The following is a 14,634-nucleotide window of genomic DNA, read 5'->3' as shown; positions in this document are numbered from 1 at the left end:
ATTTCCTTATACCACTTCGCTGGTTTTTATATCTGCCTGTTGCAGATAGCTCTGTTTTTCTGCTTCTGTGGCGGGGCGTATTTGCTGCCTTTCTTGGACAAAAACAATGTTGGAATCCACTTTATCGCTATTAACAAACTGACGAAAACGCTTACGAGATGCTTGACTTTCTATGGCTGTGCGCCATTCACATTGATAAGAGTCAACCACAAGCTGCATTTGCTTCTCTAACTCCTCTACTAGGCCTAACGAGTCTTCGATGACCACTTGTTTTAGGTAATCTAAGCCCCCTTCAAGGTTTTCTAGCCACACGGAGGTACGCTGTAACCGATCTGCGGTTCGTACATAAAACATTAATACGCGGTCGATATACTTAACCAAGGTCGCGCTATCTAAATCGGTAGCAAATAAATCTGCGTGGCGTGGTTTCATGCCGCCGTTACCACACACATAAAGGTTCCAGCCGTTTTCTGTGGCAATGACACCGATGTCTTTACTTTGGGCTTCGGCACATTCACGGGTGCAACCTGATACCGCAAATTTAATTTTATGCGGAGCTCGCAACCCTTTATAACGGTTTTCTAAATCGATAGCTTGGCCAACAGAATCTTGCACCCCAAAGCGACACCAGGTGCTGCCCACACAGGACTTCACTGTGCGCAATGATTTGGCGTAAGCGTGCCCCGTTTCAAAGCCAGCATTGATCAATATTTCCCAAATTTCTGGCAATTGATCTACACGAGCGCCAAACAAATCAATGCGTTGTCCACCGGTGATCTTTGTGTACAAATTGTATTTTTTGCCTACTTGGCCCAGTACAATCAGTTTATCGGGGGTAATTTCACCACCTGCAATGCGAGGGATGATGGAGTAGGTACCGTCTTTTTGCATGTTGCCAAGATAGGTATCGTTAGTATCTTGCAAGCTGACATGATCGGGTTTTAAGATAAACTCATTCCACACCGAAGCGAGAATAGAAGCCGCAGCAGGTTTACATATTTCGCAGCCTAGTCCGTGCCCATGTTTTTCAAGCAAGCTATCAAAGGTTTTGATGTGTCCCACTTTCACTAAATGGAATAGCTCTTGGCGTGAATAAGCAAAGTGTTCACAAATGTCTTTTTTGACTTCGACGCCGCGTTTGCTTAATTCACTGTCACACACACTTTTCAGTAAGGCCGAACAACCACCGCAGCCACTGCTGGCCTTAGTGCAGCTTTTAATATCACCAACACTACAAGCGCCATTATCAAAGGCAGCGATGATGTCGCCCTTTGATACATTGTGACAAGAACAAATGGTTGCGGTGCTTGGTAATGCGTCTGCACCTAAACCGGGTTTACCCTCACTACCTGCAGGTAATATAAGGCTTTCTGGAAATTCAGGAAGGTCAATCCCATTAAGTGCGTATTGTAATAAGGTGTCGTAGTCTGAGGTATCACCTACTAACACTGCACCCAGAAGTTTTTGTTTCGTGGCGTCTACGACGATTTTTTTGTACAAGCCTTGCGGCTGATTTTCGTAAATATACGACAAGGCCCCTGCTTGTCTGGCATGAGCATCACCAATAGAGCCAACTTCCACCCCCATGAGCTTTAACTTGGTACTCATGTCGGCGCCTAAAAAACTCAAATCGCCGCCTAGTATATGGGTCGCAGCGACTCGCGCCATGGTGTAACCTGGTGCCACTAATCCAAATATGAAATTATTCCATAAGGCACATTCACCAATGGCATAAATATCTTGCGCTGAGGTTTGGCAATAATTGTCAACTTTTATGCCCCCGCGCTCACCAATCGCGATATCAAATTGACGAGCTAAGGCATCTTGCGGACGAATACCAGCAGAAAATAGAATCATGTCTGTTTCTAAATTTGAACCATCAGCAAAACACATTTTGTAGCGACAGCTATCGCCCTTTTCAATATTTTGGGTGGCTTTTTGGGTATGCACTTGTACCCCTAGCGCCTCTATTTTACTGCGCAATAAACGACCACCGCCCTCATCTACTTGAACGGCCATAAGCTGAGGAGCAAATTCGACAACGTGGGTTTGCAAACCGGCCTGCTTAAGTGCATTCGCTGCCTCTAAGCCTAGTAATCCACCACCCACCACCACGCCCACTTTACTAACCTGAGCAGCATGATTAATGGCTTCTAAATCTTCAATAGTACGGTAAACCAAGCAGTGGGCCTGATCGTTGCCAGGAATAGGAGGCACAAAAGGGAATGAGCCAGTGGCTAAAACAAGTTTATCGTAAGCTAATACTTCACCTTGCACTGTGGTCACGGTTTTGGCTTGCTTATCGATATCAACCACCGCAGCATCCAATTTAAACTCTATCTGGTTCTGCTGATAGTACTGTGGTGTAGTTAGGGCGAGTTCTTCGGCTGTTTTGCCTGAAAAATATTCGGATAAATGTACTCTGTCGTAGGCCAGTCTTGGCTCTGCTGATAACACACAAATGTGTATAGTCTGTCCATCCTGGGCTACATTGGCATTATGTTGAATTAACTGCTCAACAAAATGATGGCCAACCATGCCATTACCCACCACAACGATCCGTGTTTGTTGATTGCTTTTGATTTGTGCTGACATTGTCATATATCACCTTTAACTAAAATGAGAGCAAAAAAAAGCCCGCATTGCTGAACGAGTCAGACATGCGGGCTTCTTTGCCAAACCATCACCAACACAGTTGTTGGCAAGGATTAAATTAAGTTACAAATAAATTTAGGCTAATTTACTTAGTTAGTTTTATTTATACAGTTTTAATGCCACAAATTAAATCTATTAATATCAATGAGTTAATCAAAATCCTTTAAATAATATACAGGTATTACGTCATAATTTGGTGCAAAAGTGCCATCATGGCGCAAACCAAATAGTCCAAACACATATTGCTCTTATTAAGGGTTAGCCGCTATTCTGCGACCTCTTTTTTACTCATTTTGACATGGAAATAATAAAAACATGACGTTAAATAAATTATGTGGTGCGTTTATCTTGGCTGCGAGCGCAATATCATTGCAGGTTCAGGCCGCTTCAGTTTGGAAGGTCAGTAACGATAAACACACGGTGTATGTGGGCGGTACCATCCATATTCTTAGCCCCGAAGACTATCCCTTACCCTCTGAATATGATGTGGCTTATGACGCCGCAGATAAAGTAGTATTTGAAACTGACATGGTGGCAGTCAATAGCATTGAATTTCAACAAAAAATGATGGCCCAAATGGTTTATGCGGATGGCACCACCCTTGATAAAGTGCTGAACGCTGACACCTATGCCAAGCTAAAACAACATATGGCAGAGCGTAATGTCCCTATCGAAGCCATGGCAACTTTAAAGCCGAGCTTAATCGCAGTGACATTGAGTATAATGGAATTACAGGCTCTGGGTTTTACCAGTGAAGGGGTTGATCAGTTTTATGCCAACAAATCCCAAGCCGATGGCAAACCGCAAGCATGGTTTGAAACCCCTGACGAGCAAATCTCATTTTTAGTTAATCTGGGTAAAGATGACGAAAGCGGCATGATTGATTACGCTATTCGTGATATCAAAAAGCTGCCTGAAACCATAAATGACCTACGAGACAGTTGGCGTTCTGGCGATATGCAGGCTATGGCTGACGTATCAATTGATGATTTTAAAGCAGACTATCCGCAAATTTATCAAGACCTATTAGTCGACCGTAACAATAATTGGTTTCCTAAAATTGAAGCGATGTTAAATGATGAACCCGTTGAATTTATTTTAGTCGGTGGATTACACCTAGCTGGGCCTGACAGTGTCTTGGCTAAATTAGCCGCCAAGGGTTACAAAATAGAACAACTGTAAACCTTGTTAATTGAAGTAAACGCTTAGTTTCAATAACTAAGCGTTTTTTATAGTTACCATATTGTCAACCATCGCTTAGTGGTACTTTTAGTTTAATCGTTAGTGCCTCTCACCTCCAATCATCAAGGACTACCATGCGCAATATTTTGCTTATCTTGTTGTTGTTTTCATTTCACGGACATGGCTTTGAAAAAAAACTTCAGGTGGCAGTGAATTTAGGCGCGCCGTGGGCTTATTTCGATGAAGAACAAGGCATAACAGGTATTGACGTAGAAATTATCCGTCAGGTTACGCATAAAATGGGGTATGAAGCAGAGTTTCATTTGCTTGCTTACAATCGACTCATTAAAGAATTCAACGAAGGTAAATATGATATTGCCAGTCCTGCGGCATTTAACACAGACAGGGGGTATACAACGTCTACTTACCTTCCCTTTGAGGATGTGGCAATTTCCCTAAAAGAGGCCAATCTTCAAGTTAAAATGATTAATGATCTTGCTGACAAGTCGGTGATTGCTTATCAATCTGCCACCACAGTGCTGGGTCCCGATTTTGCTTTAGCAGTGAAGAACACCGACTACTTAGAATTAGTTGACCGAAACGTACAATTAAAACTGCTCATCAATCACAAAACCGATATTGTTATTGGCGAACGTCGACTGTTAAGCTATACCAAGAATGCCTTATTTCCTGACACAGATATTAGTGTGCATAGTATCTTTACCAGCCAAGATTATGGCGCAATCACGCAAGATGAAACACTACAACAAGCCTTCGATATTGCCCTTGACAGTATGCGTACTTCAGGAGAATACGCTCGCATTTTAGCCAGTTGGCCCTAAGCCAAAGGTTATAGGCTTTCAATAAATGTTATGGACAGAGTCGCGACTATTTTATAGTCAGCCTAGGGCGTGTTGACCTTTGGTGTGTGTTTTTGCAGCGAGTTGTGCGGTATTTATACAATAAAGCACGAGCGCGGTGTCGTTATTCTACATGAGCGAGTGATGAAGCAGTAGAAATGCTGCACAAACGCTTAACATCCGTTACGGACCCGAAGGGTTCAACCCAAAGCGTTTTGCTCTTTGTTGCCGGATATTGACTTAGCCCACTGGGCCTGTAATCCGTCGTCGCGATCAAAATGCTTTGGATTTGAACAAAATTCATACTCCAAAGGTCAACATGCCCTAGTGTCCCATCTTTGGCAATAAAATACCGAATTCAACCAATCTTCCCTATCGTTAAACGGCATTTTTTGCCATAGTACGCAGCTAATTTTTGAAGCTCAGATTTTGTTGCCAGGAGAAGCTGTGAGCACATTAGAACATTGTGATGCACCAGGTTTAATGCCACTGAAAAGTGCCGTACAAAATATTTTATCGCAAGTAACAGCAGTGAGTGAATCAGAGGTGGTGAGTTTAGCCTTAGCCCATCAACGTGTGTTAGCGACTGACCTTATATCGAACATGAATGTGCCTCCAGCAGATAATTCTGCCATGGATGGTTATGCCCTGCGCGCATCCGATCTTAAGCATACAAGCACCCTACAACTTATCGGTACTGCCTTAGCCGGACAACCCTTCACCGGTCAAATAGAACAAGGTGAATGCGTGCGTATAATGACCGGGGCGGTCATACCGCAAGGCGCAGATGCAGTGGTAATGCAAGAGAACACGCAAATTAACAACGATATGGTTAGCGTTACGCATGTGCCGCAATCTGGACACAATATCCGCCCGGCAGGAAACGATATTCGCCTAGGGGAGCGAGTGTTGGCCAAAGGTATGTGTCTTGGACCGGCTGAACTGGCTCTTATTGCCTCTATTGGCCAAGCAGATGTAAAAGTGATTCGCCCCTTGACCGTGGGGATTATGGCTACTGGTGACGAGCTGACGCCACCTGGCCAGCCCTTAAAAACTGGCGCCATATACGAAAGTAATAGCTACGCCCTAGCCGCTCAACTTCAAAGCATGAAAATGAAGGTACTCAATTACGGCATTGTAGCGGATGATAAAACGGTTTTACGTAGGATGTTTGTACAGGCAGATAAAGAGTGTGATGTCATTATTTCTTGCGGTGGCGTATCAGTGGGTGAAGCCGATTTCGTGAAAGAAATACTTGCTGAACTGGGGCAAATCAACTTTTGGAAGGTGGCCATCAAACCTGGTAAACCTTTTGCCTTCGGCCAGTTGAACAAAGCCTATTTTTGCGGTCTTCCTGGTAATCCCGTTTCGTCATTTGTCACCTTTGAGCAACTTGTCTTGCCTTTGCTTAAAACCCTATCAGGGCAAAAAATCAACCTTGATAAACAAGCATATTTAGTGGCGAAAGTAGCAAAAAAAGTCACAAAACGCCCCGGTAGAGCAGATTTCCAACGCGCCTTTTATGAGCGAGACGAACAGGGACAACTGTGGGTCGAGGCGCAAAAAAATCAAAGCTCAGGGGTAATGAGTTCAATTAGTAAAGCCAATTGTTATTTATTATTGGCACAAGCTCAAGGTGACATCGAACAGGGCGAATTAGTGAAGATTTTACCTTTTGCCTTTTTACATTGATTCGGTACTACCCCTACAAACAACCTTATTTAAAAGAAGAAAACAGTGGCCTTTAAAAAAGAACTAAAAACAATATTACACTTAGCTTGGCCTTTACTGATTGCCCAAATTACCCAAACCTTAATGGGCGTATCAGATACCATTATGGCGGGTCGTTACTCCGCCACCGATATGGCTGCAGTGGCTATCGGTTTTGGTTTCACTTTGCCTGTTATTGTCTTTATTCAGGGTATTACGCTCGCTTTGCCACCGATTATTTCACGCTTTAACGGCGCTAAACAAACCGATAAGGTCGCCAATTATACGCAGCAAATGGCGTGGTTATCGATGGTATTTGCCCTGCTGGCAGTTGCATTTAGCTTTGTTTTTGAACCACTGTTGAATGTCATCAACATGGAGTCTGAGCTTCGCACTATTACCATCGACTACATTCAATATATTTTATTTAGTATGCCGGCCTTTGCCTTGTATCAGGTTCTAAGAAACTTCAGCGAGGGTTTATCGATTACTAAACCGAGCATGGTCATTATGGTGATTGGCTTGCTGGTAAATATTCCGGCTAATTATGTATTGATTTACGGTAAATTTGGTTTGCCTGAATTGGGTGGTGCGGGTTGTGGTATTGCAACTGCACTGGTATTTGTGGCGATGTTTATCGCGACACTAATTTATACCAAATACTCAAAAAAGCTGAGTCAGTTTAACTTGTACCAAAGATTCTACTGGCCTGATTTAAGCTTGATCAGTGAATGCATAAAACTAGGCCTTCCGATTGCCATGACCATTTTATTCGAGGTCACCTTGTTTGCAGTGGTAGCCATATTACTTGCACCTTTTGGTGCAACGGTGGTGGCCTCTCATCAAATCGCCCTGAATTTTTCGGCTCTGATGTTTATGATCCCACTGAGTTTGGGTATGGCAACCAGTATTCGTATTGGTTATTTATTAGGTGAAAACCGCCCTGACCAAGCTAAAATTGCTACTCGCTGTGCCTTTTTAGTGGGCATTAGCATAGCCGTTTTTACCGCCACATTTACAGTATTTGCCCGCGAAATGATTGCGCGGCTCTATAGCATTGATGAAGAAGTGATTCTCTTGGCTTCAAGTTTGTTATTACTGGCAGCGATGTTTCAGTTTTCAGATGCTATACAGGTTATTTCGGGTACCGCTTTGCGAGGTTACAAAGACACCGCTTGGATGTTTTACTTAAGCTTTGTTTCATATTGGATCGTGGGCATGACCATAGGCTGTATATTAGGCCTAACCGATTGGATTGTACCTAAAATGGCGGGGGCTGGGTTTTGGATTGGTTTTATCTGTGGACTGAGTACCGCCGCCGTCTTGCTGAGTTTACGACTCAAACACGTGCAAGCCCAAACACAGTTACCCCCTACAGTGAGTCATTAAATGACCAACAACCTTGTTTTGAAGGGGATTGCTTTTCGCCCTAAAACCAAAGCACCAATGCAAGTTAAAAACGCAACAATGGTGACTCGCGTTGCAGGTGTTGATGGTGATGCTCGCGGTAAACCCGGAAAACGCCAAGTCACCCTACTCAGTGCCGAGCAATGGCAAGTAGTAGAGAATGAACTCGATAAAGTCTTACCTTGGACGCTTCGCCGTGCCAACTTACTGGTGTCAGGCGTATCCTTTGATGCTAGCTTCGTTGGCAAACAAGTTAAAATTGGTCAATTAATTTTGCTGGTAACGGGCGAAACTGATCCCTGCCCCAAAATGGATGCCCAAGTACTCGGTTTAACCAAAGCATTGCTGCCTGTTTGGCGAGGGGGTGTTTGCTGCAAGGTCATTGCTGATGGCAGAATCACGCTAGGTGATAAAGTCGTTATAGTGTAAATCCCAACAGTTAAGCGCAATCTCCCGATGCAAAACCAGGTTGCCATTGATTTTTATCATTTATCATTGGCTTTCGCCCCACAAAATCAATGATAATGCGTGACACTTATGCATATTACGATGCGAATTAGTTTTTAATTCATCACTCAGGAGAAACCGATGAAATTACAACACCTAGGTTTAATAGTCGCCGCACTGGCTTTTACCCCACAAAGCCACGCTGAAGGTTGGTTGGACTCGTTAAAAAGTATGTTAGGCATGGAAGTCAAGACACAAGCTGAAGCAGAAAAACCAGCGATGCCCAATGTCAGCGACATGATCGCTTCTGTCAGCAGTACCCTTGGAGTCAGCGACTCTCAGGCCACTGGTGGACTTGCGTCTATTTTTAACTATGCCAAAGGCAATTTATCCAGTGAACAATTCGGCAGTTTAACTGATTCGTTGCCCGGCTTAGGTGGCCTATTAGGCGCAGTGCCTGATATCAGTAATATGGCAAGCGAAGGTGGTTTAGGTGGATTGATGGATAAAGCCGCTAACTACAGTGATTCGCTTAAGGCCGTTAACGAAGTTAAAAAACAATTTGAAGCCCTAGGTTTGAAGCCTGAAATGATTATGCAATATGTTAATGCAGCAAAAGCATACTTAGACACAGAGCAAGGGCAACAAATCAAAGCTACCTTGATGCAAGGTCTAAGCAAACTTTCTGCTTGAGTTTCATCTTCATTACATTATCAAAAAGCCCACACAGTGGGCTTTTTTGTTGCTAAGGTGTTGTCACAAGTTCGTCATCATCTGACTGTTTCACGCTCACTTGAATATCGTGCTGCCAACTAAACTTTAAATACAAGGTGCTGGTCGTCTCTTCCCAATACATGGCAGCTTTACTTTTATCCAAGGTCTCTATATCAGTCACTAATGGCAGTGATGATAAGATAGGAGCGGTTTTGCCTTTCTCGCTAGCAACCGTTACTAAAGGCGCTGGTTTGACTGAAGGCTCTGTACTGGATGAAACTGGCGCAGGTGATTCTGCGCTAGTATTTGGCTCAGCTTCTCCAATGTTAGGTAGTAAAGTCTTTATCACTTTCTGGGCTTGCAAGGGCGCTTTAAGCCAGTTATGGATCACCAAGCGCATCTCACGTTTTCGCGGCATACCTTTATATTTGCCCTGTCGATTAAGACTAATTTGCAATTGTTTATCTTGTTGTAATGCGCTGAAACTAAGGGTTTCGTACTCACCTAAACTGATTGCATTTGGATTTTTACCATCATCGTCGTACATGGTCGCTTTTGAGCGCTCGACGGTGGCATCAGAGTAGTAATGTAAATCTAATTGCTTGGTGTTGTATTCATCGATTGTTTGTACCGGCAGTACCATGGGTAGAAAGCTTCCAGCTCTGACCATAACCGGTATGCGATCTAACTCGGTTTTTAGGCTGATCGTTTGATTTCCCTCGTAATCCTCATCGGTCCAAAAATCAAACCAACGCCCCTTAGGAAGGGTTACCTGAACTTCATCGAGATCAGGTGAGGTGATCGGCTTAACCAACAACGCCTTCCCCCACATATAGCTGTCTTTAATATCCATTAAAACCGGATTGCTTTCATCCTCAAAAAACACCGGGCGCATTAATGGCATGCCTGTCAGGCTATTTTCATATACCAAAGAATAGTTATACGGCAACATCGCGTAACGAAGTTTGATATGTTCACGCAAAATATCTTTAGTTTGTTTATCATGAAAAATAGGCTCAGGTGCAATTTCTTCTTGGCCATGTGGACGAAAGACCGGCTGAAAGACACCATACTGCAACCAACGAATGTACAATTCCTGATCAAATTCTTCTCCCCCGGCAAATCCACCGAGATCAGAATGGGTGTACGCCAAACCAAGTAAGCCCATTTGTAAAGACAATTCGACCTGAGGCTTGAGACCATCCCATGAGCGACTGACGTCGCCCGTCCAGGGGATCATGCCATATCGTTGTGAGCCCATAAAACCACTGCGCATCATAATAAAAGGCCGTTCTTTGGGTGCGATAGCTAGCTGATTTTCAAATACACGTTTTGCCCACATATGCCCATAAGCATTGTGAATTTCATCAGCAGTAAGCGTCATTCCCTTAAACTGATGCAGGGTATCGCTTGGATGCACCTCAGGTTCGCCCAAATCGCCCCACCAGCCGGCCACACCTTGTTCGTACAGCTCGGTATAAATGCCATTAAACCATTGACTGGCTGGCTCAGAAAACACATCAATGAGGCCCGTATTGCCAAAAAAGAAATCGAATTGTTTCGCTTGATTATCCAAACCAAGAGCCAGCACATTATTATCAAGTGCCTCTTGCCACCGGGATGAGGTGGATAAGATAAAGGGTTCTGTTATTAGAATCGTTTTTACGCCCAAATCAGCAAAATCAGCAATCATTTTTTCGGGTGTTGGAAAGGCTGTTTTATCCCAAGCTAAATTGCCCATCATGCCTTTTACATCTTTACCAAACCAATACAGGTCAAGTACTACGGCATCAAGGGGAAAACCTTCATCGATAAAGGTTTGCACCGTATCGCGAGTTTCTTGCTCACTACGATAACCAAAGCGCGAAGCAAAATTGCCCATTGCCCAGCGCGGTGGGAGCGGCTGCTTACCGGTTAACTTGATAGTATTTTCAATGAGTTTAGGGTAGTTATCGCCAGCAACAACGAGATAAGCGCTGCGCCCGGCGACTGCTTCAAACTGCATAATATCACTTTGGGTCTGCCCTAAATCCATGAAGCCACTGGCAGAATTGTCAAAGATTAAGGTGTAGTGTTCGCTGGACATGACCGCTGACAAACCAAAATACATTTGTTGTGATTCTGTGGTGTACCCATAGTGAGCGCGGTTGTATAAAGGAAAGCGCTGTCCTCGCCTATCCATTCCGACAATCCGCTGGCCACCACCGATAAGTTTTTCATCTGCCTGCAAAGTAAAACGAAATCCACGGGTGGTGGCATGTTTAAAAAAGCCCGTTTCCTCAGCCACCAATAACTTGCCATTTTGATAGAAAGAAATTTGCAAAGGTGACTTAGATACGACGGCGCTAATATTGCCTGCGTTAACCGATAAAAAGTCTGTGTTATTTGCAATGTCTAGTGTTGAAGTCTGGGCTTTTTCACTGATGGCGAAAGACGGTATTTGCTGCTCACCTGCTACTTTGTACAACACTTCAAAGGCGGAATCGCCATAAGCGCGCAATTGCACATGCCCTTCGTCAGTACTGATCACTAAGGTGTTACCGTTGACCCCGTGACTTTGGTAGTTGGCAGCAAAACCGACGGGCAAACAACAACACAAGCTAACTACGGTAAATAACAGATTCAGATTAAACCGAAAAAAACGAGGCTTAGCTTTGTTGTATTTATGACAAAGCGATGCAGTCGCTTGTATCCCCATACCAACAGTCTTCGGCGCGCTAAATGTCATAAAGATGTCCTTATTACTGCAAATTTTAGCAAATATTATAAAATGTTAATCCACTGAAAAGTCGAGGCGGATAGAAGAGCCAGTAAGGCTTGCTTAGCTTTATGAGCTAAATAACCATCTCACCGCATCAGCAAATTGGCTGCGCCACAAAGCCTCGTTGTGCTCACCACCGAGCACGCGTTTAAACAGCATATTTTGCCTTGGGTGCCCTTGCTTTCTTAATTGCTGCTGCATATAGGTTGTATCAACTATCATGCCATCACCTTCTTTATCACCGTACATAACATATATTTTTGCATCGAGTGAGGCCTTGTGATCTTTGGAATACGTAAAAACGTCTGCTGAGTACCAATATGAGGGGGAAAAAATGCCCGCTTTGCCAAAAATCTGTGGATGGGCATGCAGTGCATAATGTGCCAGTAAACCGCCCATCGAGCTGCCTATAATGGCAGTATGTTCAACGTCATCTAATGTACGGTAATTGTTATCAATGAAGGGTTTTACTACATCAACGATAAAGGTAGTAAACAGTGCGCCTTGCGCAGCCCCAAAGCGTTTATTTACCCAAGGCGAATATTCATTCATGCGTTTGTCGCCACCGTTATCGATGCCCACCACAATAAATTTTAGCCCCTCAGTCGTTGCCATTTGATTCAGTGTTTCATCTACGCCCCACTCTCCAGCGTAGGCGGTTGCATCATCAAAGAGGTTTTGACCATCCAGCATATAAATAACTGGATAGGATTGTTCAGATGTCTGATAATCTGTCGGTAAATACAGACGCACTTTGCGCTGTCTGTCTAAGCCATCCACTACAAACTCAAAGGGTAACTCTTGCACATTTGCCGCCGCTGTTGATGGCACTGACACAGTAGTCGAAGACTCAGTGCAAGCGAGTAAAAGCGCTGAGAAGCAGATTGAGGATAAAAAACGCATCATTTTAATTGGATCACCAAAGATTGCATAGGAGCGAGAGTCGCATTAAACACCGTTTTTTGGCCGTCAACATTAAGTGAGTATTGTTCAGCAGTCAGTAAATCAACCACCACATGCTGACCGGAGCCAAGGCGCGCATTTTCAATTATTTTCGTATCCAAAGGCAATCTAATATTCACACTATTTTGCTCAGAGAAATGACTGATGACCAAAAGGCTACTGCTAGGTGTGAAGCGAACAAAAGCAAAAACCCTAGCGGCATCTTCGTAACTCAAACGTTGTAATCTGCCTGCTTGGTCTTTTTGTGTTGCATAAACAAAACTGGCTTGCATGGGTAGGGCCAGATATTGACCTAACATGGCGGGATGATAGGCAGAAATATTCAGTACTTTGATGTAGTAATCTCGTAATGCGCGCTCTTCGAGACTTAATTGCCCACCATCAAACTGACCGTTATTCATCCAACGCTGATGGGCTGGCACACCCGCGTAATCAAAAATTGTGGTGCGGCTTGGCTTACCAAAGCCCATGTCTTCACTGCCATCCTCTCCTACTTCTTGACCAAAATAAATCAAGGTCGGTGAACGACTAATTAAAGCAGATGCGACCAAGGCGGGTTTGCCCATTTGTGCGCCGCCCACTAAGCCGGCAAAGTCATCGCTTGGGATCCGCTGCTCATCATGGTTTTCTAGAAAGTGCAGCATATGCGGCTCGATGTCAGCAATGCCGGTTTGTACTTGGTGCAATTTTTGTGCTGATTGCCTCTGTTGCATTACCGCTTTCAAGGTGTCGTAAAAATCGACTTTATCGTACAGATAATCCATTTTTCCTAATTGAATATAATTATGGTACTGACTGGGGTTATATACCTCAGCCAACAGAAATGCCTGTGGGTTGCGTGTCTTAATCGAAGAATTTAAATAACTCCAAAATTCGACGGGCACCATTTCAGCCATATCATAGCGAAATCCATCTACGCCTTTTTGAAGCCAATAGTGAGTAATATCTCGAAACTTGCGCCACGAATCGGGTACGTCTTTGTCGGCCCAAAACGCCTGATGGTCGGCAATTCCCAGTTTTAAATATTGCTCTGGTAAACGGGGAAAATCGTACGAGCCATCGGGTTTAACTCCGTAATTTACTTTGACCGTTTCATACCAATCATGAAAATGCGGCTGGGCAAGCCGCGACCCATTCCCCGTCCATTTGGCCGGTGACTCGTCAAACTTACCATCACTCAAGGAGTGAGGTTGACCACCTAAGGGTTGATAGCCATCAAGGGGCTGTGGCACTTTAAAATCCTCTCCCACTACGTAATAGAAATTATTGTCGCGCCGATACGTCACACTCGTGTCATCGTCTTGACCAAAGTCCTTAACACCTTGAGGTTTGCTTAAGGACTGATAATTGCGCGCTACGTGATTAGGCACAATATCAATAATAACCTGCATACCATTGTTATGAGTGCGTTTGATTAGCGCTTCGAATTCAGCAAGGCGCTGCGCCGGATCATCAGCCAAATCGGGATTAACGTTATAATAATCTTTTACCGCATAAGGTGAGCCTGCCCGTCCTTTGACAACATCTGGATCATCATTGCTAATCCCGTAGGCCACATAATCGGTGATAACATCATGATGAGGTACACCGGTATACCAGATATGAGTGACGCCGAGCTGCTTAATGCCTTGCAGAGCGGTGTCAGTGAAGTCACTAAACTTCCCAACGCCGTTTTCTGCAATACTTCCCCAGGGCGTATTAGTTTGATTTTTGTTGCCAAATAAGCGAGTAAACACTTGATAAACGACGGGTTTCCCCTGTGGTTCAGCCGGCAAAAAACGCGCTAAGTCACTGGCTTTATTTTCTTCAGGACTCGAGTCTTGATTAACGGGGGTGCAAGCCAAGGTAACTCCAAGGGTTAAGGCGATAAAACTAAAATAACGAGCGTGACGCTTCAAATTACTGGGTAACATAGATAGATTATCCTAACAAAAC

At 44.0% G+C, this 14,634-nt stretch carries 10 protein-coding genes; 6 read left to right on the top strand and 4 right to left on the bottom strand.

Annotated features, from left to right (window positions below; genetic code table 11):
• Positions 1–6: 6 nt before the first annotated feature.
• Positions 7–2,601 (bottom strand): nitrite reductase large subunit NirB, encoded by a 2,595-nt coding sequence (gene nirB / locus ACEN2L_RS09625; protein WP_441743438.1) that lies wholly within the window; start codon positions 2,599–2,601, stop codon positions 7–9.
• A gap of 369 nt (positions 2,602–2,970) precedes the next feature.
• On the opposite strand from nirB, the gene ACEN2L_RS09620 reads away from it, so the two are divergent.
• The 6 genes from ACEN2L_RS09620 (at position 2,971) to ACEN2L_RS09595 (ending at position 8,954) form a co-directional block, all read left to right on the top strand.
• The gene (locus ACEN2L_RS09620; RefSeq protein WP_441743437.1) at positions 2,971–3,837 is read left to right on the top strand and encodes a TraB/GumN family protein; all 867 of its coding nucleotides are present in this window, start codon (positions 2,971–2,973) and stop codon (positions 3,835–3,837) included.
• Positions 3,838–3,971: 134 nt separating this feature from the next.
• Positions 3,972–4,679, top strand: coding sequence for a substrate-binding periplasmic protein (locus ACEN2L_RS09615; RefSeq protein ID WP_441743436.1), 708 nt, complete (start codon positions 3,972–3,974; stop codon positions 4,677–4,679).
• Positions 4,680–5,144: 465 nt separating this feature from the next.
• Positions 5,145–6,389, top strand: a complete 1,245-nt coding sequence (gene moeA / locus ACEN2L_RS09610; RefSeq protein ID WP_441743435.1) for a molybdopterin molybdotransferase MoeA — start codon at positions 5,145–5,147, stop codon at positions 6,387–6,389.
• 45 nt (positions 6,390–6,434) lie between these two features.
• The gene (locus ACEN2L_RS09605; RefSeq protein WP_441743434.1) at positions 6,435–7,796 is read left to right on the top strand and encodes an MATE family efflux transporter; all 1,362 of its coding nucleotides are present in this window, start codon (positions 6,435–6,437) and stop codon (positions 7,794–7,796) included.
• The gene (locus tag ACEN2L_RS09600) at positions 7,797–8,243 is read left to right on the top strand and encodes an MOSC domain-containing protein (protein WP_441743433.1); all 447 of its coding nucleotides are present in this window, start codon (positions 7,797–7,799) and stop codon (positions 8,241–8,243) included.
• Positions 8,244–8,402: 159 nt separating this feature from the next.
• Positions 8,403–8,954 (top strand): DUF2780 domain-containing protein, encoded by a 552-nt coding sequence (locus ACEN2L_RS09595; protein WP_306022567.1) that lies wholly within the window; start codon positions 8,403–8,405, stop codon positions 8,952–8,954.
• Between the two features lie 52 nt (positions 8,955–9,006).
• Here the strand turns inward: ACEN2L_RS09595 and ACEN2L_RS09590 are convergent, their stop codons facing one another.
• The 3 genes from ACEN2L_RS09590 to ACEN2L_RS09580 all read right to left on the bottom strand — a co-directional run bounded on the left by ACEN2L_RS09590 (position 9,007) and on the right by ACEN2L_RS09580 (position 14,612).
• Positions 9,007–11,703: a glycoside hydrolase family 31 protein gene (locus ACEN2L_RS09590; protein WP_306022566.1), complete on the bottom strand. Its 2,697-nt coding sequence runs from the start codon at positions 11,701–11,703 to the stop codon at positions 9,007–9,009.
• 99 nt (positions 11,704–11,802) lie between these two features.
• A complete protein-coding gene (locus tag ACEN2L_RS09585) occupies positions 11,803–12,642 on the bottom strand; it encodes an alpha/beta hydrolase (RefSeq protein ID WP_441743432.1) in 840 nt (279 codons plus the stop codon).
• Positions 12,639–14,612 carry an alpha-amylase family glycosyl hydrolase gene (locus ACEN2L_RS09580; RefSeq protein WP_441743431.1) on the bottom strand — a complete coding sequence of 658 codons (1,974 nt, stop codon included), beginning with the start codon at positions 14,610–14,612 and terminating at the stop codon, positions 12,639–12,641. The genes ACEN2L_RS09585 and ACEN2L_RS09580 overlap by 4 nt, the downstream gene beginning before the upstream one ends.
• Between the last annotated feature and the right edge of the window lie 22 nt (positions 14,613–14,634).

The sequence above is a fragment of the Flavobacterium sp. W21_SRS_FM6 genome (assembly GCF_052119645.1).
GTDB lineage: Bacteria > Pseudomonadota > Gammaproteobacteria > Enterobacterales > Alteromonadaceae > Paraglaciecola.
Note: the sequence above shows the minus strand (reverse complement) of the source record. Positions and strands in the feature narration are given on the sequence as shown.

Bases quoted from the DNA above. Each gene is read 5' to 3' on its own strand.
- ACEN2L_RS09590 (WP_306022566.1), bottom strand. From the start codon at position 11,703: ATGACATTTAGCGCGCCGAAGACTGTTGGTATGGGGATACAAGCGACT.
- ACEN2L_RS09580 (WP_441743431.1), bottom strand. From the start codon at position 14,612: ATGTTACCCAGTAATTTGAAGCGTCACGCTCGTTATTTTAGTTTTATC.
- ACEN2L_RS09585 (WP_441743432.1), bottom strand. From the start codon at position 12,642: ATGATGCGTTTTTTATCCTCAATCTGCTTCTCAGCGCTTTTACTCGCT.
- ACEN2L_RS09595 (WP_306022567.1), top strand. From the start codon at position 8,403: ATGAAATTACAACACCTAGGTTTAATAGTCGCCGCACTGGCTTTTACC.
- nirB (WP_441743438.1), bottom strand. From the start codon at position 2,601: ATGACAATGTCAGCACAAATCAAAAGCAATCAACAAACACGGATCGTT.
- ACEN2L_RS09600 (WP_441743433.1), top strand. From the start codon at position 7,797: ATGACCAACAACCTTGTTTTGAAGGGGATTGCTTTTCGCCCTAAAACC.
- ACEN2L_RS09620 (WP_441743437.1), top strand. From the start codon at position 2,971: ATGACGTTAAATAAATTATGTGGTGCGTTTATCTTGGCTGCGAGCGCA.
- ACEN2L_RS09615 (WP_441743436.1), top strand. From the start codon at position 3,972: ATGCGCAATATTTTGCTTATCTTGTTGTTGTTTTCATTTCACGGACAT.